The sequence below is a fragment of the Kribbella sp. VKM Ac-2571 genome (assembly GCF_004362255.1).
Taxonomy (GTDB): Bacteria; Actinomycetota; Actinomycetes; order Propionibacteriales; family Kribbellaceae; genus Kribbella; species Kribbella pratensis.
Genome location: NZ_SNWS01000012.1, coordinates 35,941 through 62,237, shown reverse-complemented (window position 1 = coordinate 62,237; position 26,297 = coordinate 35,941). Strand labels below are relative to the sequence as shown.

Sequence of the window (26,297 nt, the reverse complement as noted above, 5' to 3'; positions counted from 1 at the left end):
GGCGAAATCGCCAGTCGTGCAGTGCGGCTCACCCTTGTGTGGCCGGTTGATGAGGATTGCTACGCCTGATCAAGCTGCCTGAAGTCGATGGGAGCGGCGCAGCGCACTGGCAGAGCTTGACATGAATTCGGATTGCCCTAGCGTCATCGTCGTGAATCAGCATGGCAGCTTGCCTCCGGAGATTGTCGGCCTACGCGCGCGAGCGGTCGACAGAGTTGCAAGAGCACTGGGCAAAAGGAAGCCCAGCCGTGTCGACGGCGCGTGAAAACAAGCCGAGGTTCTCAACTCCCGCCGAAGGTCCGCTCCGCGATGGATGCAGCTGGGAGATCCGCACGCGGCGCAGCGACAAAGGCCGGGCGAAAGATTCAGTGCACTCACCCCGCAGCGGGTCCAAGACGCTACCGAGCTAACCTTCGGCGCCGCGATTGCTCCAGTTGCGAAGGGCGCTGTCCATCTCCTGGAGCTTGCCACCGACTGGACGGCCGAACTCATGAACCCCAAAAGGTGTTGGCGCACACGGGGCAAAGGGGCTCTTCGCAGTTGAGGGTGTAGAGCGGGTGGGCGCGTCGTTGCCGGGGTAGGGGTCGAGGCCTTCCGAAGATGAAGGTTCCTACACGCCTCATCCAGAAGGCCTCGACGTGTCTGACGCTACCTTCATCTGCCCTGACCTGACCACGTTCACACGCCTTGACGAGCTCGGTCTCGAAGTCGTCGGGCAGCGACTCGAGCCCGGCCGGGCGGTGCTGGCCTGCCGAGTCGCCGGCACCGACGATGCTGACGGCTGGTGCCGGCGCTGCGGCTGCGAAGGAACTGTTCGCGACAGCGTGGTCCGGCGGCTGGCCCACGAACCGATGGGCTGGCGTCCCACGACCCTGCACGTGACGGTGCGCCGCTACCGATGCAGTGGGTGTGGGCGCGTGTGGCGCCAAGACACGTCCAAGGCAGCTGAGCCGCGGGCGAAGCTGTCGCGGCGTGGGCTGCGGTGGGCTCTGGAAGCCATCGTCGTTCAGCACCTGACCGTGGCCCGGGTGGCTGAGGGTCTTGGGGTGTCGTGGAACACCGCGAACGACGCGGTTCTTGCCGAAGGCAAACGCGTGCTGATCGACGATCCAGGCCGGTTCGACGGCGTTGCCGTGATCGGCGTGGACGAGCACGTCTGGAGGCACACGCGCCGCGGGGACAAATACGTGACGGTGATCATCGACCTCACTGGCGTCCGCGACGGCACCGGTCCGGCCCGGCTGCTCGACATGGTCGAGGGCCGCTCCAAGCAGGCCTTCAAGACCTGGCTCGCCGACCGCCCCGAGTCCTGGCGCCTGGCGGTGGAGGTGGTCGCGATGGACGGGTTCACCGGGTTCAAGACCGCCACCACCGAGGAACTGCCCGACGCGGTCGCGGTCATGGACCCCTTCCACGTCGTGCACCTGGCCGGCGACGCGCTCGATGAGTGCCGCCGCCGGGTCCAGCAGGTCATCCACGGCCACCGTGGCCGCAAAGGCGACCCGCTCTACGCGGCCAGGCGAACCCTGCACACCGGCGCCGGGCTGCTCACCGACAAGCAGAAGAACCGGCTAACCGATCTGGTCGCGGACGACGAGCACGTCGAGGTCGAGGCCACCTGGGGGGATCTACCAGCAGATGATCGCCGCCTATCGCGAACCCGACCGCGCACGAGGCCACGCGATGATGAGCAGCCTGATCGAGTCGGTCAGCCACGGTGTCCCGGTGGCGCTGGTCGAGGTCATCACCCTCGGCCGGACGTTGAAGAAGCGAGCCGCCGATGTGTTGGCCTACTTCGACCGGCCTGGCACGTCCAACGGACCGACCGAGGCCATCAACGGCCGCCTCGAACACCTCCGCGGCTCCGCCCTCGGCTTCCGCAACCTCACCAACTACATCGCCAGATCCCTGCTCGAGACCGGCGGCTTCAGACCTCAACTACACCCTGGATTCTGAAGAGCCGGCAAAGGGGCATGAGGTATCGGCCTTGATGGACCTGCGGGCGCTCGACCTCAAGGAACTTGATGACCTCACTCGCCGGATGGCTCTCCGCTGGCGCAGCATTGGTTGGCACCCTATTTGCGCAGACGAGTCTCTTGTCCGGGAAGTACGGTCTCCCGCTGCCACCGAATCTCAAGCGGCCGTCCGGCGCACCGGAAGGCAACGACCCTGAATAGTCCCGGACCCGGGGCGTGAACAGTTTGCGTTCCCTGGGCGACGTGACAGCCGCTCAAGGTTGGACCGCTATCTCGACCGGCGAAGTTGCCGATGTCAGCGGTCGTCGCTCCTCCTTATAGTTGAGGCGCTTGATGATCGACTTGGCAGGTTCTCGATTGGATTCCACGGTGTCGGCGATGGCCGTCGTTTCGGGCGTCGTCGATCAGTGCATCGTCGCCCTGGATGAAAGTAGCGCGTACCACTCGAGGTCTGAGAGCTGATCTCGACGCGGGATCGCCGGAGCGTTTTCCGGCTGCTGCTGGCCAGGGCCTGACCCTCCCATGTGGGGCCGTGTTGTCGACGGCGCTCCAAAGCTGGTCGGTTCCGGCGCATCAGAAAGTAAGCGGTTGCTGGCAGTTTAGGACTCGGTTTGGTCTGTGGTGGTGCGGTTGCTGGGGAGGCTGTCGATGCCGCGTCCGCGGAGCCGGTAGCTGGCGCCCTTCAGGGTGAGGACGTCGGCGTGGTGGACGATCCGGTCGATCATCGCGGCGGCGACGGCTTGGTCTCCGAATACGCCGCCCCAGCCGGAGAACGGCAGGTTCGAGGTCAGGATCAGCGAGGCGTGTTCGTAGCGGGACGACACTAGCTGGAAGAACAGGTTCGCGGCGTCTTGCTCGAAGGGGAGGTAGCCGACCTCGTCGACGATGATCAGCCCGTAGCGCCGCAGCCGGGTGAGCTCTTGGGGTAGCTTGCCGGCGCGGTGGGCGTCGGTGAGCTGGGTGACCCAGTCGGTCGCGGTCGCGAACAGCACCCGGTGTCCGTGTCTGGCGGCCGCGACTCCGAGTGCGGTGGCCAGGTGGGTCTTGCCGGTGCCGGGTGGTCCGAGCAGGACGACGTTGCGGGCCTCGGTGAGGAAGCCGCCGGAGGCCAGGGCTGCGATCTGCTGACGTGCTGTCGGTTGGGCGTCGAAGTCGAAGTCCTCCAGCGTCTTGGGAGCTGGGAAGCCCGCTGCGCGGATCCGCAACTGAGCCCCGGAGGCGCTGCGGGCACTGACTTCGCGTTCGAGGACTGCAGCGAGGTAGTCCTCATGGGTCCAGCCCGCGTCACGGGACTGGTCGGCCAGCCGGGCGGCGGCCTCGGTGATCCGTGGTGCCTTCAATGCGCCGGCGAGGTAGGTGATCTGCTTGACCGCCTCGGTGCTCGCAGCGGCTTTCGCGGTTGGCTTGGTGGCGGCCATCAGCTGATCCTCTCGGCGTCGTTGAGTTGGTCGTTGAGCCCGAATGCGCGGTCATAGTCGCTGAGATCCCGGGCGAGGTCGTCTGCTGCGCAGGCGACGGCACCGACGGCGCGCGGCTGTTGGAACTGTTTGCGTAGCCAGGCGGCTGTCTCGACATGGACCGGGGTCGGTGACGGTGGTTCCTCTGGCCCAGACACAGAGGCGCTCGGCAACGAACCGGCCCTCGCAGCGGACCCGGACCCGGTCGAGGTCTGCGGTGACGTCGACCATCCGGCCGATCGCGGCCGGGTCGACGGAGTAGTCGTTGGTGTCAAGGCGGACGTAGTAGTCGCGGCCCAGCCGGATCTTGTTGCGCCAGCCCAGGTGCAGCGGGATCGGCGGCAACGCCAGCATCGCCGCCCGATCGGCATCGATCTGGTCGGCCGGTGCGGCCTTGATGGTGCGCACCACCCGAGCGTTAGCCCTGGTCAGCCAGTCGGTGAACTGGTCGTTGAAGTCCGCCGGCGACGTGAACCTGCGGCCGGGCATGAACGAGGTCTCGAACCAGCCGTTGCGGCGCTGCACCGCCCCCTTGGACTCCGGGTCCTTCGGCGGCAGCAGCACCAGCTTGGTGGCCAGGGTGCCCATGAACGATGCGACGCCCTCGGCTCTGCGCTGGCCACGGCCGATGCCGGGCTCGTTGTCCCAGATCAGCCGTCGTGGCACCCTCCCGAGCTGCTGGATCAGCTCCCACGTGCCCAGCAACAGGTCTTCGGTCTTACGGGTCGGGATCATCCGCGCGGTGCTGAACCGCGAGTGCGCGGCAGTGATCACCAGCACCGGCAACAGCTTCGCGGTGCCGTCCTCGAGCGGGATCCTGCGCGGCGGGAACCACAGGTCGCACTGCGCTGCATCACCCGGCAACCAGACCAACCGGTCAGCCGGATCGACCGGCCGATGCTCAGGCCGCGACCGCTTCACGTTCTCGCGGAACCATCGGATCGACCCCGTCCAGCCCACCCGCTCGGCCAGCACCGTCGCCGGCATGTCCGGGACCTCCTCTAGCAGCGCCCGCACGGCCGGCTCGAACGCCGTGAACGACGTCGGCCCCGGCCTGCGCACATACCGCGGCGGCGCATCCGAGTTCACCGCCTTGATCACCGTCGTCCGCGAGATCCCCAAACGCTGCGCGATCCGCGCCTTCGGCACCCCCTCAGCCGCCAACCTCCTGATCAGCGCCCAGTCCTCCAAAGTGATCACACTCCAATCGTCGAGTGCTCACTTTTCACCGCCGAAAGTGTTCAGTTTTCGAGCGCCGCCGACACGTGTAGGTTCCGGGGTGCTATTCCACAGCGCCCCGGAACCGCCCGGGGGATCCGACTATCCGCGATCCCCTCATTCGAAGCATCTACGGAGCCGACGCGACAGGCACCGAGGAGTGGGCGGCTCACCGAAACCGGATGCTCAATTTTTGCTCAGGCAACCGGTCGGAGCGGCGCAAGGCGGCTCACCGCGGCGGGACAGCCGACCCGACCGGGCGCCATTCGCCATCAGTCGGGTGCTGTCAACAAGCCACCGTGAAGTTGCAGATTGTTGCCACCATGTAACGCGCTGCGATCCGGCCATCCCTTGGTTTCATGACTGCGGGCCATCGGTTAGAAAGCGCTCGCTGACGACACTGCAAGTGGTTCACTGAGCAGCCAGATGAACTCCACGAATGTTTCTGCACTGACCTACCTGCTTTGGCCTTCCTGCTTTCCGGAGCGTCCACGAATGTACGCTGCCACAGTATTGTCGTCTATATCTAGCTCCTGGAGCATCTTCACCCGATCCCGGAGGTCTTTGCTGCCAGGATCTACCTGAGAGGTGAACTTCCTGACGAACGCTGCTGCTCGGTCAGGGTGCCTGAAGTCCTGCAATTGCTCGAAGTCCTCGTCGCCCATTCTTGGCCGTCCTTTCTCATACGAACTGTTCATATTCCATTATGCTGCATGAGGGGCACTCCACCAGCCGTACAAACCGCCGAGCGTCAGCGCCGCGGACCACACAGACTGGCCAGCCTAGCCATCGTTGGAGGAAAGGATGCAGCGATTGCGGCCACCCAGCCCCTGCAACTGCCGCAAGCTTCCGCACTATCCCCACTGCTCTCAGAAAGCCTCCTCCTCACCTACCTGCGGACGCGGATTCACAGCGTCCACTGCTGATCCGGGTCGTTGACACGGTCCCACTGAATCGCCTTAGTGCCGCTTGCGTGTTGTCGCCCGGTATCGCCAGACGATTGCCGTTCCAGACATTCTGGAGTCGGTAGACGTATGTACCGTTCTCTACCCAATCGAGTCGGACGAACCAATAGCTAACCCAAGCATTTGATTGCAGTCTCACAATATCGCTGCAGCTCAGTTAGTCGACCAGGTCGTGTTTGCTCAGGATGATGGCCGCCTGAGTCAGCCGAAAGCATTGACTGTGCCGCTTCGTGGTTCTCGGACACCCGAAGGTTTCCGGCGTACGCCTTGCGCATACTTTGCAACAGATCGTTCCGCACGGTGATGCAGTTGTTGGAATTGGCGAACACGTAATCCCAGTCGTACAGCGCCCCGGGGGCTCGCCGCCTAACCGCCGCGCGACACGATTGAGCCTGCCCGAGCCGGCTGTCACCCAGACGTCGCCGTTCCAAGCGGTCGATACCCTGAATCGCTCTTGAACGGAGTCGACTACTTGGCGAACCAGCTCGTAGCGATTGCCTGCGACTCCGAGCCTGTCCATGGCTGTCACGCCTCCGTTCGTCGCCCCGCTGTTGCACCGGCAGGCTGGGTTTGGGCGTCCATCGAGTTCGGACCCTGCAGGAACGATCGGACGTCGTGCCGCGAGCATCGTGAAGTGGAGCACTCCCGCGACAACAGCTCAGGGAGGGAGGCACCGAACCGTCCGGGTGGTGGGTTCGGTCAATGCGTCCTGAGATGTCCATCCGCCGATCCCAGCCGTTTTGTCGCGTCGTCGCATCAGCAGAATCGCCAGTCCGCCGCTTGTGGAGACAACAGCGGTACCTGTGCGACCACCGGTGGATGTATTCGGTATCGAGTGCCGAAGCTGGCTTCATACGAGCCATGTGCTGCCCAAGGCTGTGCTGCCACCTCGTAGGCGCGGACAGGCGCCCGTTCAACGGGCGTGATGTCGCTGGGTTGCCTTGATATACGAGTGAATCAACGCAGCACACAGTCCGATCGCTACCAAGCCAACCGCCCCGTGGTACCAACGCCAGCCGATGCCAAGATCGATGAACGCGTCGAGCACGACGACCACCGCGCCCGCTCCGACCGACAGAGCCATGAGAGCAAGCGCCGGCAGCATCACGGTCCTCGGCGCCCGGCGTCCTATCTTGGTCGCGCTGACCAGCGACAAGCCTGCACCTATCACGGCACCCCCGGCTACAAGCCGCTGCGCTATCTCCGCCTTCAGGAGAACGATGTGCTCTGCGGTCGGAAGCCCGCTCGGAAACCCGAGCCGCGTCTGCATCGCGAACACAACCTTCGCTAAGGCATAGCCCAGTAGCATCACAGTCATCAGGTACGCCGGCCATCGCCGCGGTTGCATCGACTCGACGACGTCATTGCGTTTGCTGGACGGATTGTGCCTCACGCAGGGAAGACCTCGACTCGCATCACGGTTGAGGACGCGCCAACTACCGGTGGGTCTGTTGTAGATACTCGTGAGGCGCTCAAAAGAGCTCGACTTGGATGTCAACGGTGGCTCCTCTTTGGTGTCTGCTTGGCGCGCATCCACTCGCATCGAGCCGGAGCATAAGGGCCGGGTAGATGAAGAGACAGCAGAACGGCTTGATGAAGGTCAGGTTCGGAGCAGGGATCCCGTCGCACCGTCCGCAGATCGATGGCGACGCGCGGAGCGACGGCATCCGAGATCCGGCTCCTTCGCGCAGGGGCAGCCCAGCCATGCGCGCAGTTCCACCGAGGAGTCCAGGTGAACTCGATGACCTTCGAGGACTCGTCAGTACGACGAGCGTTTGCCGACATCTCGGCAAGGAGACCGAGATCTTCCTGCCCACCCTGCACGGGCAGCGCCCAGACGTCTCCGATGTCGAAGCCACAGGTGATCTCATGGATACGGCATGGGCGCAAGGGTGTTCCCGGCGGGCGAGCCGTGCGGCTGAGTTCGGCCCATGGAGGCTCGACGTCAAGGAGATCGCCGGCCGTGTGCCCGTTCGTCATTCACCTCGGCTCTCTTGCGGCGAGCAGATTCGTCACGCATCTTGCATAGCGCCTCTCGATCCCTAATCGCATCCGCGAACTGACTGGTGTCGTAGGTAGGTTGGTTGCGTGCGACGGCCCTCGCAGCGGAAGGGGTGCGGCTCGCTGAACTCGAGGCCTTGCCGGAACACTCCTGCATCGCGAACGCCGAGAACCGTTTTGCCGATGAGTCTTGGAACTCTGTCCATGGGGAATTCTGCGGATGCTGAGGCCGAGGTTCTTGGCGGCTTGTGCCTGGTGCGCGAGACGGCCCCAGGCAGCGGGCCAGGAGGTGCTGATTGTGCTCCCGGCGGAGGAGGGGGTGGCGTTTCGCCCACTGGCGACATTGCGGATGCCAAGGCTTGAGGGAGCGGCATAGCGTCGAGAGAGTCGGTCAAGGAGCCGACGCGATCTGGCTGGAGGGACATGGTCTCGACGTAATTTTCGCCGGGGCTGCCATAGCGTGTCTTGTCCTGTCAGCCAGGCGACGGCCAACTCTATCTCGCTGGCTGATCGCCGCGGCCCAAGCCGCCTGCGAGCGGGCCGTGCAGGTCCCGGGGTTGCGAGCTGTCGGCACCCCGGGACTGCTGGGGCTGGAATGAGGCCATGCTCACAGATCGTAGACAAGGGTACCCCATGGGACGCGTCTTTCTGGGCCAGGGTGAAGCTTCGGGACGCGCTGAACGGAGCGTCTGCCTGACCGTTGTAGTCATCATCTTTCAAGCCGTCGCCGTCGGTGCTTGGGCAGGTTCCGCTCACCGATCTTTTGTCGCCGACTTCCCCAGCCCAGGCTTGCGGTGGATCGTGGACGATACCGCTCTCGGTCAGCATTTCATCCGAGACGTCGGAGTAATGCGTCTCGCCCTGGGCCTGGTCGCTTTGCGCGCCGGATGGCAAGTTGGGCAGGGGCTGTGCGACGCCCGACGACCTGACCCACCGTCGGCGCATAGCATCCGGACCATACGGTGAGCGGGACCGGCGAGACGGTCGGATGGGTCACTGTCTGGTGGAAGCGTGCACTCCGCGTGGTAGCGGTCGACGCCATCGCAATCCTATGCGGCATCGTCTCGGTGCTCTTGGCGGCGAGGCTCACAGCTCGTCCCGCCTGGCTGCTCGGGTGCGCGGTGCCAACGATGGCTGCCGCACTGGTCGGTGGCGTCGCGGTTCTGATCCCGGGTCGCTCGAAGGCCCGTCGTGCCGCCGCAGCTGTTGCGAGCGTCATCGCCGCGGCAGCACTGCTTGTCGCGGTCATACCCGCATCGCCTGATCCCCCGAGGCCAGTGGTTGGCTCGAAGTACTGGGAGCTCCCGACCGGGTCCCGCTTGCAGTACGTCTTGAAGCCGGGTGGGGCTGGCAACAGACCACCGGTGATCTTCCTCCACGGCGGTCCGGGGATTGCCGATCTCGAGTCGGATTTGAGCTATTTCGCTCCGATCGCTACCTGGGGGTACGACGTGTACGCCTACGCCCAACTCGGCGCGGGTGGATCCTCGCGGCTGGCGGACCCGCGAGGGTACGGACGGCCACGTGACGTCGCCGATCTGGAGGCAATCCGGATCCGGCTGGGCGCGGCCCGGATTGTGCTGATCGGCCACTCGTACGGCGGCGGTATCGCGGCAGAGTACGCAGCCCGCTTCCCGAATCGCGTGGCCGGTTTGGTGTTGATTTCGCCGATGCCCATGGATCCGCACGACCGGAGCCCGCGAGAGGCGACATCGATACTCGACACCGGACAAGCGATCCGGCTTTATGGCGCAGTCCTCGCGCCGAGATCGCTGATTGGGTATCTCCTCCTGCAATCGAATCCTTCGGCGGCACATGCGTTTATGGGTGATGCCGAGGCTGACGGTCGCAATGACCACGTACTCGAGCTGAGCGAGGCCGCACTCCATTGCGCAGGTACAGGACCGCACCCGACGACGAGCCAGAGCGGGTTCTACGCCTTGCAGTATCCACAGTCCATCGGAGCTGCGCGGGTTCCTGATCTGCAGGCCAGGTTGGAGGTGGTCTCAGCGCCGACCTTGATCGTGAAGGGACGGTGCGATTACCTGTCGTGGAGCTCGGCGCTGGGCTACCGGCGTACCCTGCCGAACAGCAGTCTCGTGTATCTCAGCGACGCCGGTCACAATGCATACCAGGACCGCCCGGCCGAGGTTCTCAAGGCCGTATCTGAGCTGCTCGATCATCGTCCTGTCTCTAACCGGTACGAGCGACTCGAGCCACCCATCGACTATGAAGGTCCAGCGTGAGCCCAATATGTGGGCGCTCGTCGGTAGTTCCTTCGAGGCGTAATGCGGCAGCGGGACGGCCTTGGGCTGGCAAGGGCCCAGATCGAGCACATGCTGCACGGACCTCCCGATTGGGAAGCCGAGACAGCTGGCTTACCGCGCCTCAGAGACTCTTCCCGCCGACACAGTCTGTGGGAGCAGACGCAATTTTCTCTGAGGTTGCAACCATGAGAAGGTCCTCTGCTGGTTCTGTGACAACACTTGGCGCTCGCGATATCAGCGCTGGCAAGCTGCGCGAGCCCAGGTCCTTGGGCTCGGTGCCGCATGTGGATGGTTCTTGCCGGCTTCTCGCCGGTATCCACCGATCCCCCGGACGGCAGGCGTCGAGTGCCTCGTTGACGCCGGGACCAGTCCTGCCCTGATTGCGGTGGCCAAGCTCTCGTCCTGCCCAGGCAGGTCGGGGCCGAGCTCGGCTGCCTTGTGGAGGTGGTCAGCGCTTGAAACCAAATTCTGGGCTACCCATACAGCTCGTATGCTGACTGCACCATGGGGCCGAGTTCGGCCTGCTCGACGATTCATTCACCGGGCCCGCGGGGTTGGTCGCGAGGCGTCAGCTGGAAGCCGGCAAGTCCCAGCCCGTCGTCGGTGGGCGAGAACTCCTTCTCCCCGGTCCGGAATTCGGACCACCCGGCACCGGCAAGACCCACCTCGCCACCGGCCTCGCCATCCGCGCCTGCCAAGCCGGCCACCGCGTCCTGTTCGCCACCGCTGCCGAATGGGTCGACCGGCTCGCCGAAGCCCACAGCGCAGGCCGGCTGCAAGACGAACTCCGCCGCCTAGGCCGCTACCCGCTGCTGGTGATCGACGAAGTCGGCTACCTCCCCTTCGAACACGAAGCCGCCAACCTGTTCTTCCAGCTCGTCTCGTGACGCTACGAACGAGCGTCCCGGATCGTGACCAGCAACAGGGACTTCGGCCGCTGGGGGAGGTCTTCGGAGACGACACCGTCGCCGCCGCGATGATCGACCGACTCGTCCACCACGCCGACGTCATCGCCCCCAAAGGCGACTCCCACCGCCTCAAGACCACAACCTCGGCCGGATCCCCACCCCGACCGACGACCAACCATGACAACCAGCAGGGGGTTCACTTTCAACCGCCGCAAAGGGGTCCGTTTTCAACCGTCGTTGACAACACCGTTCACCCGGCGAGGCGGCCGACCGCATCGAGAACGTTGCGTTGGGCGACGGATGCCCTTGGCCGGTCCAGCAACCCTCGGAGCTTGCGCCAACGTCGTATGACTGGATCGGTGCGGGCTACGCGAGTGGTAACGCACAGACGGGTTCCGTTCCCTGATGGGGAGAGTTCGAAGCCGGTGAGCCGCTTGATCCAACATGGTTCGTCGAATCGAATGAACTCGTCAATGGTGGTGCCGTTTCGAGTTGATGACAGGTGATGTCCGGGGCGTTCGATGAGGCCGTACACGGCGAATCGATTCTGCTCGTGCGCGAGCATGAGCTGCGGTTCGCCGGCCAGGACTGACAGCAGCCCCGGCGATAGTGGCTTCCCACGCACGATGGTCCATCGCCGAGCCAGTGCGAGGTCAATCGGCCGTACCTCCATGAGGCCGCGCCAGACCTCGTCAGGATCGGCTTCGATCCAACGGCAGCGCAGTTGCTCGAAGTCGAACTCGCGGAGGAACACATCGAGGCGACCGGCAATGCCGACGTGCGGTCTACGAACCATGAGGCCAGCGTGTAGCCGGCATCGCCCTTGACGCATCCATGGTCTCGCCGGTTGGCGCACGACGGCTTACGGCGGCACAGCGGTCCGGTCACATCGGCGACACTGCCGATGCCTCAGTGACGTGGAGCAGGAAGACTCACACTGTGCGCACGGATGACCAAGCAATTGGGTCTGTTCGACGGGGACGATAATGAGCTCAATCGTGTTTCGGACAGGATGATACGTGGCCCGGAAGTGTTTTGTGTTGTCGCCGGTCTGCTGTACATCGCGATGATGGTCCTGCTGTTCAAAGTCGCGCCGTACCGCCCGGCGAGCCCGTTCGGTGACCCGCGGCAACACATCCGCAGGATCGACCTGCAGGATGCGGAGGTCAGGTCGCCGTTCGCCGATCTCGGCCGCAAGTTCGACGCCGGTGTGACCGGTGCCGTCGATGCGTACGAATGATCCGGGTCCCAGGGTTTCGAGGTCGCAGCGGACCTGACGGCGGGAATCAAGGTTGGTGACGCCACCACCTTCCCCACTTCCCGCCGCTACGACGACATGGTCCGCCAGCAAGTGCGAACCGTTGTCGAGCACGACACGCCCGGGCGCCACCGCGATTGCCGACCCGGTGACGTGTACGGCGTCTGCAGGTAGCAAACCGCTCAGCGCTAACGCAACCCGATCCTCTGTCCACGAGCCGGCGACGAACTGATGAAGCCGGATGCGGTCGACGAAGCGGTCGGGCGAGACGACCGTTATCTTCTCCCGTCCGGCAAGCCGGTGCACGGCCGTCATACCGGCGTACCCAGCACCAACGACAACCACTGACGGTCTCCGAGCCGGCCGAGCGGACCACACGCGTTTCCCTTCGTTGTGGAGCGGTGTGCGCGGCGAGATTCCACAGATCTGCGGGTTGGGTCATTGAAGTCGCCGTCCAGTCAGTAGGTCGGCGAATGCAGTCACGCCGACGATCACCGCAGAACCGAACAGCAATCCAGCTCCCGGCCCGAAGACTGGCTCCGGTGATCCGGTCGCAGGCTTCGTGAGCAGCATCGACACAGACACCACGGCTACGCCGATCAAGAATACGGGTATCGACTGACCCAGATCGGGCCACAGCGCCCTGGCTGTCTCAAGGCCGGCGAGTGCCAGGATGCGGAGTAGCCCAACGAAGGCTGGTCCGCCACCATCTGCCGGGATGAAGGTCCAAATGCTGTAGGTGCCGATATCTGTGTCGGTCTCGCTGGTGGGCGCCGGCACCCAGAGCGGCATGAACGACGCGGAGAACGTCACGACGGCGGCGGCGACGTACACGAACCCGAAGAGAGTCCGCTGCCAAATCGTTCCCTGCAAGGGTTTCTCACGATTGCTACGGTGCAGCGGCAGGTCGTCCATGTCGCGGAATGTACCAGTTGGTACGATATGGTTCATTTGGAACATGCTTGACGCCAGTCGCCGTCGGCGAGGTGGTAGCCATGGCAACCGGTGCAAGACAGAAGAGCCGCGCTCGAGATCGATCAGCTGGAGCGGCCGCAACGATGTAGAGGACGGATTCCTGTGAAAACGAACGAAACTGCGCGTCCCTTGGCGATCAGCCGGCCGGTAGGGCTGGGCGCGCTTCCGCAGCGGTACGGCCCGCTGTTCGACCAAGCAGTGGCGATCTTCGCGGCCGACGAGCGGGTGCGGGCTCTCTGGGTGCACGGCGCAATGGCGCGTGGAGCCGCGGATGCTGGTTCTGACCTGGACCTCTCGATCGCCGTCAGCGACGACAGGTTCGAGGAGTTCTGCGCGGACTGGGAGACCTGGCTCGGAGCGATCACGCCGAGTCTGACAGCGCGACCGATCAGCGCCGGCAGTTTCTACGTTCTGACTCCGACCTGCGAGCGTTTCGACGTGATCGCCGAGAAGGTGTCCGAGCTGGGCGCGACGTCACTGCGGCGCCGGATCGTCGTCTTCGACCGGGACGGTCTCGACGCGATCATTCCGCTGCCCGAGGATCCCGGTCCCGACCCGGCCGCTGTCAGCTACCTGATCGAGGAGACGTTGCGGCAGGCGGCGAATTTCCCGGTTGTCGTCGTACGCCGGGACTGGCTGCTGGGGGTGGTCGCCGTACAGCAGGTGCACTACTTCCTCTACCAGTTGTTCGCTGAAATCAACAGGCCGATGCCGCCGACCGGACCCAAGCAGTGGAGCTCCAAGCTCACGGCTGACCAGCGCCGGATGCTCGAGTCACTCCCGGTGCCGGCTCCCTCAGAGGACGCCGTGCGGGTCGCGAGGGAAGCTGCCTTCACAGTCTTCTTCCGGGAGGCGCCATCTATCGCGGAGCGCGCTGGCGTCACCTGGCCGGCCGAAATCGAGCATTCCGTGCGAACCTATCTCGAACGGGAGGCAGTTCCGCTACCCGTCCCTGTGTCGTGACTCTCGGTGTTGCCTGCTGGATCGATTTGACCCAAGCGCGCTGATCCGGCAGGCAGCACCGCGAGTCGATGCTCATTCCGAGGCCAGCTTGTCGAGGACGGCAACGAGCCGGGCAGTGGTCTCCTCGCCGGCTCCATGCCCCTCGTTCTCGACGATTTCCAGAGTCACGTCGGAAAGTCCCTGGGCGACCTCGTAAGCTGCGCGCAGGGGGTTCGCTACGTCGAGCCGGCCGCGGAGCAGGAACGTCGGAATGTGCGCGATGCGGTCCAGAGAGCCCGTGATCGCGTCGTCCCGCTGGAACGCGAAGTTTCCGAAGTAGTGCGTGACGAGTCGCGCGAAACCGAGGCGCAGCCGCGGATCCTCCGATCGACGGCTCGGGACGACCGGACCGTTGAGCGTGGCAATGCGGTCCTCCCACCCACACCATGCGCGAGCCGCGGCGTCTGCGACGATCGGATCGGGCGACCTGAGCAGCTGGTTGAAAGCGAGCGGTATGTTCCCGTCCTTTGGATATGCCGGCAGCTGCAGCAGGAGGTGGTCGAACTCGTGGGGATAGACGTCGCCCATCACATTGGTGATCCAATGGACGTCGCTGCTGCGCGTGAGAACCACGGCCCACAAGACCAGCTCGGAAATGCTGTGGGGCTGACGCACTGCGTAGCTCAGCCCGAGAGTCGAGCCCCAAGATGCACCGAAGACGAGCCACTGCTTGATGGAGTGCAACCTGCGAAGCGCCTCGAGGTCACGGATCAGGTCGGCCGTTGTGTTGTTTTCGAGTGCGGAGACGTCGTCACCTGCATTGGGAAGACTTCGTCCACATCCGCGCTGGTCGAAGAGGACGACACGGTAACGACCGGGATCGAAGAACTGGCGCCAGTACGGCGTGGCGCCCGAGCCAGGTCCTCCGTGGAGAACAACCGCGGGCTTGCCCTGTGGATGACCGTACAACTCCCAGTAGATGTGATGCCCGTCTCCGGTGGGCATCACGCCTGTGTCGTACGGATGGCCGATCTCGTATGCCACCTTCTCTCCTCCTTGTGGTAATCGAGGGCGCCGGGCAACCTTGCACCGACAGCTGTGCAGCAGGCTCAAGCCAGAGCAGCGCGCCGTCCGGCTGCCGCCAGCAGTCGTTCGTGGTTCGAGGCCTCCGGTGTTGTCGGCAGCGGTGAGTAGAACCCGTGCAAGGCCAGTCTCTCGAGGGTCGGTCGGCATTCCGACAGGGCGAAGGAGCTTAGGCGATCGGGCAATATCAGCTCGGTTTCGAGTGCCTGAGAGAGATCCCAAGCATGAATCAGGCACTCGAGCAACCGCATGCGGAGCAGTTCCGAGCGATCCAGAGGTCCGGCGCGATGATGGAATGTCTTCTCAGGATCGGCCAGGTCGTAAGCATCCCGCAGGCGACGGTCCTGTGCCAGGCTGGTCACCGCGACGTCCGAGGTGCAGTAATCCTTTTGTCTGGTCCCTTCGACCGACGACGCGGCCGCACCTTCCAGCAGCATCGCATAGCGCTCGGCTCCACCGACAACGTGATTGACGAGATCACGGACCGTCCATGACGGACACGTGACGGCGGCTCTGTCGAGGCTGGACGAGTCAGGTTCTCGCAACTCGTGCTGAAGTATCAGCGCCGCGGACCGGTGAGCCGACTCGAGGGTCAGCTTGGATGCAGAAAGCACCGTTGTCCTCTCAGGAGTTCGTTGGGTCGAAGTTCAGGAAATCGCTCGGCGACGCGATTCGCCGCAGATCCTGCCCGGGACCGGGAATTCGCGAGATGAGCGGTCGGAGGCCATGGATTGGCACCGTTCTGGGGCTGTACCAGCCCGCTGCGGCGCGGATGCCGAGCGCGGCCGCTGCGAAGAATGCGATCATCAGGGTTCAGCCCCACGGGTCGTGCGCGATCAACAAGATTGCGACCAGTTGCGGAGCGAGGCCCCGCGCGGCTCCGGCAAGGAGGTTCGCCACCCCTTGGTACTCGCTCTGCCGGGACGGAGCCGCGAGATCCATCTCCAGCGCCCATTGTGCGGCGCTGCTGAGGACGTCCGCGACGACGTGCACCAGGGCGGGGGCGATGGCCACCACCGGAAACCTCCATGGTGGTGAGGATTCCGGCCACCTCGCCGGCTGAGATACCACGCGCTCGCATCAGGTAGAGAACCATCACGCCGGAGAGGCACCCTTCGGCACAGCTGAGGATCAACTGCATCCCGGCGAGCCGGGACAGGAACCCGTCAACCGGCCAGCCCCGACGAAGGCACCCTTCCGATTGCGGCACGAGAGTCAATGTACCATGTGGAACAATTCATGTGGCGACTCAGCGGGTTCGGGTTCCCGGCCGTACAACGCGATGGGTGTGCTCTCACGATGACCGTCTCCTGGTATTTGTCTCTCCCGACCGTCGGCGAACTTCGGCGTCCTCGAGCAGAGCCAGCACGCGCTCCCAGTGTGCTGGTGCGACGGCAGTCCACACTGCTCGCGCCACCCTGATGTCGAACCGCCCGATCTTCCCGAACCGCCATCGGCCCTCAGAGCGCGCGAAATCAGCTCACCCTCGAAGCCGATGAGGGAGCACGAGGTGATGGTCGGATCGCCATCTGATCGTCCATCCGCGATCCGGCCGGAACGCTGCGGATTTACCCGATGACCCCAGTGCCAGCCAGGCGACCGTCAGCTGCGCCCGAGTCGGCCTGGCGATGTCACCGAGTACGCTTCCCCCCCATTGCTCGGCCGTCTCCGGTGCCGCGGGCCGTAGCCGGGTGACGAACGCGTCCTGGTAGTCGACGCGCGGCAGCGTGGTCAGATCCCTGATCGACGCGGGAAGAGTCGGCTGCGGATGAGGTGCTGATTATCGTATCTCCGGGATCTTCCGACGTCGCCGTACCTGACGTACCATACGGTACGTCATCAGGACAGGGGTGATGCAGGATGAACGAGCAACCGGGGGGATCCTCCGCGCGCCGAGCCTGGTCGGGTCCGGGGTGGCGAGCACGTATCGTACGGTTATGACTGCGTCAGTGCCGACGACTGAGCGACGCCAAGACCGGGCTGTCGAAACTGGGGCAGCAATGCAGGCACGGGGTCGGCTCCTGCACCGTTGCCGATGCGCTCACCTCAGCGTTCCCCAAGGAACCCAAACCACCTTTCAGCGCGGGTCAAGGCTACGTTTACCAGCGTGTGATCGGTGGCCGCCTTGCGTAACGTCCTCCATGCACCGCGTGCAATTCAGCCTGCCTGGGTCGGGCGCGCGGACGGTGATCCCTGGGTGATGCGACGGCTGTTGGTGCTGCTGGGGCCGCTTGTCGGCGGACTTCTACACATGCGTGTACCATCCGGGACATGCACAGGTCTGATGTCGCGTCGCTCGGTCTGGATCCCGGTCCACGGGCCATCTACGCCATCGACGTGGACGGGACTCTCCTCAGTCGTGACGGAGTGCCGCAAAGCGCCTGGCGTGCCCTTCGGCGTTCGCGCGCCCTGGGCGCTCGCATCGGGTTGTGCACGGGGCGTCTCATGGCCGGCGCCACTGCTGAGCTGGCACGGAGCGTCGACCCTGCCGGTCTGCACGTCTCGCAAAGTGGGGCGGTGGTGTCGGGTTCGGACGGTCAGGAGATCTGGTGCTCGAGCTTGAGCGCTGTCGCCGTCGAGGCGCTGAGCCGTGCCGCATCCGAGTTGCCGTTGGAACTTGAGCTCTACTGGCGTGACGGGTTCGGAGCTTTCGAGCTGACTCCGGATGTGCGTCTGCATGCTGATCACCTGGGCGTCGCCGCGGCAGGAATCAGCACGGCTGAAGTTCCGGATGAGATCACCAGCGCGGTCTGTCTGGTGCGAGGTGAGCACTGGGATCGGGTGGGTCCGATGCTTCGCGCATTGCCGGAATTGCAGTTGTCGCCAGCCTCGACGCCGTGGGCCCCTGATCTCGTCTTCGCCAACTTCACCGCTGACGGTGTGTCCAAAGGCTCGGCGCTGTCGGTCCTCGCCGACCACGTGAACGTTCCCTTGGATCGGATCGCCATGGTCGGTGATGGCGAGAACGATCTCGACGCGATGAAGGTCGCGGGCATCGCGGTCGCGATGGGGTCCGCGCCCGGAAGTGTCAAGAGCATGGCTGACATCGTGGTGCCTGGCGCGGACGAGAACGGCCTAGCTGTCGCGCTATCGCATCTGGACAGGCTCCTGCTCGGCGGAGAACCAGCCGCGCAGATGTTCGGCGGACGCCGTCGGGATCGCTACCCCTTCTGATCGCGCTGGGGCCGGTCGGCGGCGTGGGTACATCTCCGCTCCATCACCGTGGACCGTCGCAAGAGCCGTAATCCGCGCGAGCCGGCCAAGCATGGTGCGGGTGGTGGTCATCGGTGGGGGCCTACCTGGACTGGCTGCGTGAGGACGCCAGCGTGGGCGCCTGTGGACTCGCTGACGGAGATCAGCGCCGCTCTCGGCTGCCCACCGGGTGGACCCCATCGAACTTCTCGACCACCTGCACCACATGGAGCAACGATGGTTCGTGTGTGGCTTCCTCGAGAAACAGGTGGCCGAGGCGTGGGGGACAGGGACGTCGAGGATCCCACCGGCCCTCAAAGGCGTCGTTCCGCGTTGGCAGGTGCCCGAGGAACGAACGGCGGAAGCCATCGCCACCTCACTCCGCGACGTGGGACGGGGCGCGCGCACGATACTCACACCGCACGACCTGGGCGAGCGCGCCCGGGTGGGCAGGTTCTCCGAGAACCCGCCCACTGCGAAGCGTATCTGCTTCCACGTCCTGGCCGAATGCGCACGTCATGCCGGCCACCTCGAAACCGTTCGGGAGTTGGGCACTGGTCCCGGATGAGCTCAGCTTCGGTGTTGGTGAGTCGTCACGGAGCTTGGTTCGATGCCACTCATGAACGTGGACGATGACGGGCAGCGGGGGTGGCCTGCCCGCCGGCACGGCAGGCTGCCCAGTCGATGGGTCGTTCCCGTTCGATCCGGTGCACCAGCAGGTATTCCCTAGGTCGGCTGGGGGTCGGCGGGGGAGTGCGCACCCCCGACCCGTACGACCATGCGGACAGGCGGCGCCGGTGATCGATGACCTGGAGATGAGTTGTCGCCCATTCAGCCGATCTGAGTAAACTGTACCGAATGGGACACTCGGAGGTGCAATCGTGACTTGGTTGGCCACGGTACGGCCCGCAATGCCATCCGAGGCCACGACCGGGCTCGCGATTGCCATGCCCGTGGGTGCCGTCGGGACCATGTTGGTGACGCTCGCGACTCGTAGCGGATTCCGAGCCAGCGCGGCCGCAGTCTTCGGGGTTGCCTCCGCGGACGGCGGTTACGCCCTCGCAGCCGCGCTGAGCGGGATGAGTCTCCGGGAGGGGCCCGTCAGCCTGATCCCGGCGCTCAAGCTGCTGAGTGCGATGGTTCTTATGGGCGTTGGCGCCCAGATGCTCACATGTGCTTTCACGGCTCATGCAGAAGGCGCGCCCAACAGAGACCGGCGGGATCTGCAGCCCAGATACTTCGCCTTCCTGGGCCTGACGCTCGTGAACCCGCTCACCCGGGTCTACTTCTGCTCCGTCGTTGTTCAGCGGGAACAGCGAACGGAGGTGGCGGTCGCCCTAGACCCAGCGGGTGGGCGATTCTCGATCGGGGCCGTCTTCGCCATCAGCGCGCTTCTGGCATCTGCGGCATGGCGGCTCTGCCTGGTTGCCGCGGGGCTGCGGCTCCGGTGGCTGACCGCTAGCCTGCGCGGGCGCATGCTGAGCTATCTGACCGCAGCCGGGTTCGTGCTTACCCTCGTCCTGCGGAGCGTGATCGCGTGACCACCGCCAGCCGACGGGTCGCCTCGACGGATGAGACCGGGCGCGGCTTCCCCAACAGGTTGAAGGGGTTAGTGGCCGCCGCGCTCGTCGGGCGGCTGCACTCCACGGCGACCAATCTGGCCATTGGGTTGGCGGTGCAGGCATGGACCGGCTCCTATGCGCTGTCCGGCCTCGTCATAGGCGGCCTCGCACTGGGCAATGGACTCGCGGCACCCCTTCGCGGCAGGGCCGTGGACCGCTCTGCGGTGGCCACGGTCCTCAAGTGCGGTACCGCCTACGCGGTTGCGCTGATGGTCCTGGGTGCGATGACCGCTACGGTCGGCCGGGACTGGTGGCCCCTTGCGGTTGCGCTCGCGCTGGCCGCGGGGACCTTGCTGCCGCCCGTCGCCCCGGCGTTCCGAGCCGCGCTGCCGATCCTGACCCCGAACGGCGCGCAGGTCACCCGGGTGCTGACCTGGGAGGCGACGTACCAGGAACTCATCTTCATCCTGGGACCACCCGCCACAATGCTCGTGCTTGCGCTCGCCAGCGAGTCGGGGGCGCTGATGGTGGTCGGGGGACTGGCGGGCGTGGGGTCCCTGACGTTCGCACTGGTGCTGCGGCGCGCTCGAGCCTGGCCGCAGCGGGCAGAACTGCCAGAGGCCACCAGCGCAGCCGCCCCGAGCGCCGCAGCCAAGAACGGTTTGGGCGCTCGTGGCGCACTGCTCCGCCTGGCGCTCGCCTACGGTCTCCTCCTGGCCGCTTTGACGGCCATGACCCTGGTCGGAGTGACCGTGTCGGTCGATGCCGGCCGGTCAGCGGCCGCGGGTTGGCTCGAGGCAGCCATCGCCTGCGGATCGATGTCGGGCGGGCTGCTGGCCTCCAGAGTAGCCATCGGGCGTTGGCCGCTCAGCGGACGGATGGCGGCCATGGCTGTCGCCCTGGGCCTGCTGGCGGCGGTGACCGCGCTGTCGGACTCATTGGTGCTGGTGGCCTGCGCCCTCGCTGCGGCAGGCCTGTGGATCGCCCCCAGCCTCGCCCTGCATGGCGCCGCGGTGCTGACCGCGGCCGCACCCGGCCGCCGTGCCGAAGCGTTCGGCTGGGTGAACGCAATGGGCATGGGGATCAACGCAGCCATCACGCCGCTCGTGGGCGTGGTGCTGGACGGTGCTGGGGCGACAGGTGGATCCGTGCTCGCGATGGCGGGGCTCATCCTCGCCAGTGCGTCGGTCCTCGGGATCCAGGCCCCGGCGGACAGCGACGAGTGAGGAACAGCGGATGGGGTGTTTCGCATGAGCGGGGACCGGTGGGGTGTCGACGTCGCGGACGTCACCGACCGATACCCGTGCGACGACCATCTCCGGGGCCGGCTGACCTTGTCCGCTTGGCGGGGCGTCACGGTTGAAACCCCGCCCACGTGGTCTGGGCCTGGATGGCGCAGGTGCGGCTGGCGCCGTACTCCTATGAATGGCTGGACAACCGTGGCCGTCGATCACCCCGCACCCGCACATCCATGCACGTGGACGAGCCCCGCGGGGGGGGGGGGGGGGGACCTCTCGGCTTCGGCGGGAGGCCGGGTCCTCGCCGTGGACTCCGGCCGCGAGCATCATGGGCGTGGTGATGACCTATCGGGTGACTCCCGTAGGCCGCACCGGACGCGGCTGGTGTTGAACGTGGTTGATGCGATGTGCCGGCCGCTCGCCGACCTGGCGACCATGATGGCCTGGTCATGGCGCGACGGCAACTGCTCAACCTCACGAAATACGCCGCGGCGAGCTCGGGCCTCGTCCCGTGACGGGCTTGCGCGGCACGCCGCACGACCGCGGCGCAGCGAAGTGGCCGGGTGGCTGCATGCGCGTGATCGCCCATGCCAGTGACGCGCTTCGGAATGCGGAAGGCCAGGCGGCCGAGGGCGCTCAGGCAGTGCTGGAGTACCTCGTCGCGATGGATCCACGCCCGGACTTACTCGTTGCCACGGGTGACATCGCCGACCACGGAGGGGAGCCGGGATACGAGCAGGCGGTGGCGTGGCTGGACCGGTGGCCCGAGGGCTGGCGGTGTGCTCCGGCAACCACGACGTACGTGCGGCCTTCGTCGCCGCTCTCGACCGACGGGCGCCAACCGAGATCGAACACCGCGGCCACAGGTTCCTGATTGCTGGACTCGCTCTTCGAGGGTGCCGACAGAACACAGGTCGACGAAGCCCGGCCGGGCGATGCCCAGCTCGCGTGGCTCCGGTGACAGCTGGAGGCGTCCGAGGCACCCACGTTGATGTGCCTCCACCACCCGCCGGCCGCGATCGGGCGCAGGACCAGCATCCTCATCGAACCACCATGCTCAGGACCTCCTGCTCGGGGACGCTGCCGATGGCAATCCGACCCGAGGTGACCTGATGCGTCAACGCCTGCACTATCGCGTTGGCAGGAGCTTCCCGGCCGGCCTGGCGCGCGAGCCGGACGATCTCGCCGTTGAGGTAGTCGACCTCCGTGTCGGCGTTCCGCCATGCGCTCTGCCAGACCGAGCCGCCGGGTCGGCGTTGGCCGTCGACCTCGACGGCGCGAAGGAGGGCCGCGCGTTCGGCGGCCTCCTGGCTGCCCACTCGCTCGATGCCAGAGGCGTCGAGCACGGCCTCCGCCTCGTCCTCGAGGCGACGGGTGAGCGGTCCGCCGCGGGTCTGAGGGCCACAGACCACCTCGACGGCGTTGCCGAGATTGGTCAGGAGTTTTGCGGTCTTCCACGCGGTGACGTTGGGCACCGGCCGCGACAGGTACCCCGCCGCGGTGAGCGCGTCCGCCACCGTTCGACTCACCTCGCTCACCCCGCCGGGGAACGCGCCCACGTCGAGCACGCCGAACGGGCGACATGCATGCTGGATGACCATGCCTGGCTGGAGGTAGACGCACGGGCTCATCACGACCATGCCCTCGACACGTGCCGACCAACGCAGTGCCTCTGACTCATTGGCGATGCCGTTCTGGGCCATGGTGACCGGGATGTCGGGACTTGGCAGGGACCGCAGCACGCTCGCAGTGTCTTGGCTCTTCGTGGCGACGATCACGATGTCGTCTGCCTTCGCTGCCGCGGCAGCGAGCGAGTGCGTCACCCGCAACCGGCAGCGCAGGTGCTCCTCCGGGTCCTTGACCAGTAGGCCGTCAGTGGCGATGGCGGCGGCATGGGCACCTGTCGCGACACCGAGCACCTCATGCCCGCTCTGGTGCAATCGGGCGGCGATCGTGCCGCCGATCGCGCCCAGACCGACGACGATGAAACGGGTCACGGCGTCTCCCATCTGATGTGGACAGTGCAGTCGTGGCTGCCCTATCCCAAGTCCGGGTGGAGGTGGCGAAAGGCGAGTGTACCAAATGGGACACAGAGGGAAGCGCCTTGCAGCTGCGAACGAACGCGCCACTTGTACAACGCATGTTCCGCATGGAACACTGCCGGCTTCGCTAGTTGATGGACGATTTCGGGGAAGGACAGCTGTGACTGAGAGCTTCAGGGTTCGTACAACCGAGTACTACGGCTTGTTGGAGCAGTCCGGGTGGACCGTGAAGTTCTACGGACTGTCACTCACCCAGGAGTCGATCCCCTTGGAGGTGCGTGCCGCTGCTCAAGAACGGGTGCGCCGCGCGCTCATGAACGGGCAGGGAACCGGGCTTGGGTTCGCCATGCTCCACCATGGCGAGGAAGCCGTGTGGCTCCTGTGCGACACGTGGCATGCGGACATCCTGCATCATCAACTGTGGCGCGCGGACCTGTCCGATCCAGGGGCGTTCGTCCCTGTCGAACCGGGAGGCCCGACGGTTTGCGTGCACGAACTCGTGGTTGTCGATCACGAACGTGATGCTTACGTCCGGCACGTCCTGGACACGTCTGCTCCCGACAATGACGCCTACCTCGGTGACATCCATGGATCCTTGGAAGGTGCCCGCAAGAGGGCCTTGATGGCCTTCGACCGGGCGTGGCGAGCCGGTGATGTCGACGGACTCATGGACCTCATGCATCCCGAACCGCGCTACGCGGCATCGCTCGGGCCGGGCCCGGGTGAGGTGTTCGAAGGAGCTGCGGCCGTGCGGCGCGCGTTCGAGCGGGTGATCATGGTCGAGGCAGAGTCCGCAGGGGGAACGGTGGCGCCGGAACTCCGGGAGGACGATATCTGGATCGATGGGTCACGAGCCCTGACCCGCTGGCAGTATGCTTCGGTCGGGCATGGGGGCCAGCGCGTCCACGTCCCCGGCGTGGACCTCTGGGAATTCGACGGGGTGAGGATCAAGTCGAAGGACGCCTATCGAAAGGCGTCGGCGCAATAGACCTCGCTTTCGCACTCAGCCTCCCGCACGGTGGCGAAGTCGGTACATGATCGGCTGGGCAGCGATGTGGTTGGCCGCGAGGTTCGCGAGCACGAAGCCCGGAATGACCGCCGTGTGAGAAGACTGGGCGGGAAGGTCCGCAGCGCGCGCCAACTCGCGTGGCTGATCGGCGCGTATTCGTCGTCATTGAGCGGCTCGATCGTCTCTCGTTCTCGTCGGGCGCATGTTCGCGACACCGAGGACTCGTTTCGTCAACTGCTCTCTGCCCTGACCGGAGCCTGACTTGCCGGGCGGGCACTCACCGGGGCCCCTAAGACTGCTGCGGCTCTGTGGGCGACACCCAGCGGCGGGACGTCCGCGCGACCGAGGCCACGGGATTCGGTGTCCGGTACACCAGCCAGTCGAACATGGCCATGGCCTGGTCGACGGCCTTCCGGTCCCTGGTCAGCAGGTAGTCGTGCAGGAGGCCACGCGCCGCGGCGAGGTTGAACCGGGCCAGCACCAGCGCTTGGCTCTTCGGGAAACCGGCGGCGACGTACATTTTGGTCAAGGCGGCGACCCACACGGCGACGTTGGGGGCGCGCAACGGCGCATCCAGGTCGTCGCCGTGCATTGCCTTGCTCGTCAGTTCGAAGTAGAGCGGCCCGTAGATATCGACCACGTCGGCGACATGGGTCCAGAACTCCCAAGCCAGTCGCCGGCCCTCGACCTCCGGCCGAGCGAGGATCGACTCCAGGAGGTCCCGCTCCGCGTGCTCCAGCTCCCCCACTACAGCGGTCAGGAGGCCCTCGCGGTTGCCGAAGTGGTAGATGAGCATCCGATGGCTGGTCCCGATCGCGGCAGCGACCTGACGAAGGCTCGCGTCGCCGATCCCGTTCTCCGCGAAATGTGCGACCGCGGCAGCGAGAAGCCGCTCCCGCCCGTCACCGCGTCGGACCTCGTTGGCCTCCTCTGACATGGGTTCAGCATATCCATCTGGAACACGGGTGACGTACTCGGCTCGCGGCGGATCGGAGATTGTGTTGTACCATTTGGAACACTCGCGTTACCACAACCACAGTCGATCACCCGGAGCGATGAATTGAACCGAACAACCCAACTCGAGTCCAAAACAGCCTTCGGCGAAGTGTTCACCGACCACATGATCCTCGCCGAATGGCAAGAGGACCGCGGCTGGACCGACATTCAGGTGCTCCCCTTCGGCGACCTACACCTCTCTCCGAGTGCCACGGTCCTGCACTACGGCCAGGCGGTGTTCGAGGGCTTGAAGGCCTACCGACAGCCGGACGACTCGATCGCGCTTTTCCGCCCGGAACACAACGCTGCTCGCCTGGCCGCATCGGCGCGGCGGCTGGCGATGCCGGAGTTGCCCACGGCCCTCTTCTTGCGCGCCGTCACCGCCCTGGTATCGGTCGACCACCGATGGGTGCCCTCGCAGGACGGGCACACCCTGTATGTCCGCCCGTTCCTGCTGGGCAACGAGGGCCGGCTGGGCGTTGGGCCGGCGCGCCGGGCGACGTTCCATGTCATCGCCTCCCCGTCCGGGGACTACTTCGCCAATGCCCAGGCGGGGCTGCGGCTGTTCGTCTCCCGCGAGTTCTCCCGGGCAGGGGTCGGGGGAACCGGCGCCGCCAAGTGCGGCGGCAACTACGCCGCCAGCCTGCTACCGCAGCGGGAGGCGCAGAGTCGAGGCTGCCACCAGGTGCTCTACAGCGTCGAGCGCGATGGTCGGCGGTTCGTCGACGAGTGCGGGACAATGAACATCTTCGCGGTGCGCGACGACGGTCGGCTGCTGACACCCGAACTCGGTACGGTGCTGGACGGTGTCACGCGGCGCGCGGTCCTCGAGCTCGCAGCCGGTCGGGGAATGTCTCCACTGGAGACCCACATCGAGCTGGAGTCTTTTCTCGTCGATTGCGCCGAGGGTCGCATCACCGAGGTCTTCGCCACCGGGACGGCCGCAACCCTGGCTCCGGTGACGCACCTCGTGGACGGTAGCCAGGAGGTGGCTATCTCCGGCGCGGATGCCGGCCCGGTCACCGTGGCCCTGCGCGAGGAACTCCTCGGAATCCAGTTCGGGACCCTACCCGACGCTCACGGATGGCTGCTGCCGGTTCCGACCAAATAGGCCCCGCGGGTGAGCAGAAGGGAGCACGACTGAACCCGTTGCGCGGACTCGCGTGCACGTTGAGCCGCGCCATATGACTGGGGTGTTCAGCGCGCTC

Annotated in this window: 23 protein-coding genes and 2 pseudogenes; 13 read left to right on the top strand and 12 right to left on the bottom strand. The window is 65.6% G+C overall.

Annotated elements, in window-relative coordinates; all coding sequences use genetic code 11:
- The first annotated feature begins 638 nt into the window (after window positions 1-638).
- Window positions 639-1,956, top strand: a pseudogene (locus tag EV651_RS25270) (ISL3 family transposase).
- 619 nt (window positions 1,957-2,575) lie between these two features.
- Here EV651_RS25270 and istB read toward each other — a convergent pair.
- The 4 genes and pseudogenes from istB to EV651_RS25250 all read right to left on the bottom strand — a co-directional run bounded on the left by istB (window position 2,576) and on the right by EV651_RS25250 (window position 7,009).
- Window positions 2,576-3,394, bottom strand: coding sequence for an IS21-like element helper ATPase IstB (gene istB, locus EV651_RS25265; RefSeq protein WP_133787735.1), 819 nt, complete (start codon window positions 3,392-3,394; stop codon window positions 2,576-2,578).
- Window positions 3,394-4,633: pseudogene (gene istA, locus EV651_RS25260) on the bottom strand (IS21 family transposase). Before istA ends, istB begins: the two are co-directional and overlap by 1 nt.
- A gap of 473 nt (window positions 4,634-5,106) precedes the next feature.
- Window positions 5,107-5,316, bottom strand: coding sequence for a hypothetical protein (locus EV651_RS25255; protein ID WP_133787734.1), 210 nt, complete (start codon window positions 5,314-5,316; stop codon window positions 5,107-5,109).
- A 1,213-nt stretch (window positions 5,317-6,529) separates the two neighbouring features.
- Window positions 6,530-7,009: a hypothetical protein gene (locus EV651_RS25250; RefSeq protein ID WP_238157178.1), complete on the bottom strand. Its 480-nt coding sequence runs from the start codon at window positions 7,007-7,009 to the stop codon at window positions 6,530-6,532.
- A 1,738-nt stretch (window positions 7,010-8,747) separates the two neighbouring features.
- On the opposite strand from EV651_RS25250, the gene EV651_RS25245 reads away from it, so the two are divergent.
- Entirely contained in the window at window positions 8,748-9,863 is a 1,116-nt protein-coding gene (locus EV651_RS25245; RefSeq protein ID WP_133787733.1) for an alpha/beta fold hydrolase, read from the top strand.
- Between the two features lie 575 nt (window positions 9,864-10,438).
- Window positions 10,439-10,771 carry an ATP-binding protein gene (locus EV651_RS43125; protein ID WP_305000128.1) on the top strand — a complete coding sequence of 111 codons (333 nt, stop codon included), beginning with the start codon at window positions 10,439-10,441 and terminating at the stop codon, window positions 10,769-10,771.
- Window positions 10,772-10,773: 2 nt separating this feature from the next.
- On the opposite strand, the gene EV651_RS43120 is transcribed toward EV651_RS43125, so the two are convergent.
- Window positions 10,774-10,917 (bottom strand): hypothetical protein, encoded by a 144-nt coding sequence (locus EV651_RS43120; protein WP_305000127.1) that lies wholly within the window; start codon window positions 10,915-10,917, stop codon window positions 10,774-10,776.
- On the opposite strand from EV651_RS43120, the gene EV651_RS43365 reads away from it, so the two are divergent.
- The gene (locus EV651_RS43365; RefSeq protein ID WP_370353317.1) at window positions 10,861-11,298 is read left to right on the top strand and encodes a hypothetical protein; all 438 of its coding nucleotides are present in this window, start codon (window positions 10,861-10,863) and stop codon (window positions 11,296-11,298) included. The two genes, EV651_RS43120 and EV651_RS43365, sit on opposite strands and share 57 nt — an antisense overlap.
- Window positions 11,299-11,654: 356 nt before the next feature.
- Here the strand turns inward: EV651_RS43365 and EV651_RS43360 are convergent, their stop codons facing one another.
- Window positions 11,655-12,365: a hypothetical protein gene (locus tag EV651_RS43360; RefSeq protein WP_133787731.1), complete on the bottom strand. Its 711-nt coding sequence runs from the start codon at window positions 12,363-12,365 to the stop codon at window positions 11,655-11,657.
- Between the two features lie 123 nt (window positions 12,366-12,488).
- Window positions 12,489-12,965, bottom strand: coding sequence for a hypothetical protein (locus EV651_RS25225; protein ID WP_133787730.1), 477 nt, complete (start codon window positions 12,963-12,965; stop codon window positions 12,489-12,491).
- 162 nt (window positions 12,966-13,127) lie between these two features.
- On the opposite strand from EV651_RS25225, the gene EV651_RS25220 reads away from it, so the two are divergent.
- Window positions 13,128-13,988, top strand: a complete 861-nt coding sequence (locus tag EV651_RS25220; RefSeq protein ID WP_133787729.1) for a hypothetical protein — start codon at window positions 13,128-13,130, stop codon at window positions 13,986-13,988.
- A gap of 72 nt (window positions 13,989-14,060) precedes the next feature.
- On the opposite strand, the gene pip is transcribed toward EV651_RS25220, so the two are convergent.
- From pip to EV651_RS25205, 3 genes are all read right to left on the bottom strand, one after another.
- Window positions 14,061-15,080, bottom strand: a complete 1,020-nt coding sequence (pip, locus tag EV651_RS25215; RefSeq protein ID WP_238157176.1) for a prolyl aminopeptidase — start codon at window positions 15,078-15,080, stop codon at window positions 14,061-14,063.
- On the bottom strand, window positions 15,077-15,664 hold the full coding sequence (locus tag EV651_RS42555; protein ID WP_133787727.1) for a TIGR03086 family metal-binding protein: 588 nt from the start codon (window positions 15,662-15,664) through the stop codon (window positions 15,077-15,079). Before EV651_RS42555 ends, pip begins: the two co-directional genes overlap by 4 nt.
- A 199-nt stretch (window positions 15,665-15,863) precedes the next feature.
- Window positions 15,864-16,067, bottom strand: a complete 204-nt coding sequence (locus EV651_RS25205; RefSeq protein ID WP_133787726.1) for a hypothetical protein — start codon at window positions 16,065-16,067, stop codon at window positions 15,864-15,866.
- Window positions 16,068-17,321: 1,254 nt separating this feature from the next.
- On the opposite strand from EV651_RS25205, the gene EV651_RS25200 reads away from it, so the two are divergent.
- From EV651_RS25200 to EV651_RS25175, 5 genes are all read left to right on the top strand, one after another.
- Window positions 17,322-18,224 (top strand): HAD family hydrolase, encoded by a 903-nt coding sequence (locus EV651_RS25200; protein WP_133787725.1) that lies wholly within the window; start codon window positions 17,322-17,324, stop codon window positions 18,222-18,224.
- Window positions 18,225-18,432: 208 nt separating this feature from the next.
- Window positions 18,433-18,810, top strand: coding sequence for a DUF664 domain-containing protein (locus EV651_RS43355; protein WP_133787724.1), 378 nt, complete (start codon window positions 18,433-18,435; stop codon window positions 18,808-18,810).
- A 313-nt stretch (window positions 18,811-19,123) separates the two neighbouring features.
- On the top strand, window positions 19,124-19,783 hold the full coding sequence (locus EV651_RS25190) for a LysE family transporter (RefSeq protein WP_133787723.1): 660 nt from the start codon (window positions 19,124-19,126) through the stop codon (window positions 19,781-19,783).
- The gene (locus EV651_RS25185) at window positions 19,780-21,030 is read left to right on the top strand and encodes a hypothetical protein (protein ID WP_133787722.1); all 1,251 of its coding nucleotides are present in this window, start codon (window positions 19,780-19,782) and stop codon (window positions 21,028-21,030) included. Before EV651_RS25190 ends, EV651_RS25185 begins: the two co-directional genes overlap by 4 nt.
- A 583-nt stretch (window positions 21,031-21,613) precedes the next feature.
- Window positions 21,614-21,916: a hypothetical protein gene (locus tag EV651_RS25175; protein ID WP_166658776.1), complete on the top strand. Its 303-nt coding sequence runs from the start codon at window positions 21,614-21,616 to the stop codon at window positions 21,914-21,916.
- A gap of 166 nt (window positions 21,917-22,082) precedes the next feature.
- On the opposite strand, the gene EV651_RS25170 is transcribed toward EV651_RS25175, so the two are convergent.
- Window positions 22,083-23,039, bottom strand: coding sequence for a ketopantoate reductase family protein (locus EV651_RS25170; RefSeq protein WP_166658775.1), 957 nt, complete (start codon window positions 23,037-23,039; stop codon window positions 22,083-22,085).
- A gap of 205 nt (window positions 23,040-23,244) precedes the next feature.
- Between EV651_RS25170 and EV651_RS25165 the strand changes: the two genes are divergently transcribed.
- The gene (locus EV651_RS25165; RefSeq protein ID WP_166658774.1) at window positions 23,245-24,072 is read left to right on the top strand and encodes a nuclear transport factor 2 family protein; all 828 of its coding nucleotides are present in this window, start codon (window positions 23,245-23,247) and stop codon (window positions 24,070-24,072) included.
- Window positions 24,073-24,102: 30 nt separating this feature from the next.
- The gene (locus EV651_RS25160) at window positions 24,103-24,354 is read left to right on the top strand and encodes a hypothetical protein (RefSeq protein WP_133787718.1); all 252 of its coding nucleotides are present in this window, start codon (window positions 24,103-24,105) and stop codon (window positions 24,352-24,354) included.
- 28 nt (window positions 24,355-24,382) lie between these two features.
- On the opposite strand, the gene EV651_RS25155 is transcribed toward EV651_RS25160, so the two are convergent.
- Complete coding sequence (locus tag EV651_RS25155) at window positions 24,383-25,030, bottom strand: TetR/AcrR family transcriptional regulator (RefSeq protein WP_133787717.1); 648 nt, start codon at window positions 25,028-25,030, stop codon at window positions 24,383-24,385.
- 123 nt (window positions 25,031-25,153) lie between these two features.
- Here EV651_RS25155 and EV651_RS25150 point away from each other — a divergent pair, with 123 nt between their 5' ends.
- Complete coding sequence (locus EV651_RS25150; protein ID WP_166658773.1) at window positions 25,154-26,200, top strand: branched-chain amino acid aminotransferase; 1,047 nt, start codon at window positions 25,154-25,156, stop codon at window positions 26,198-26,200.
- The last annotated feature ends 97 nt before the right edge of the window (window positions 26,201-26,297 follow it).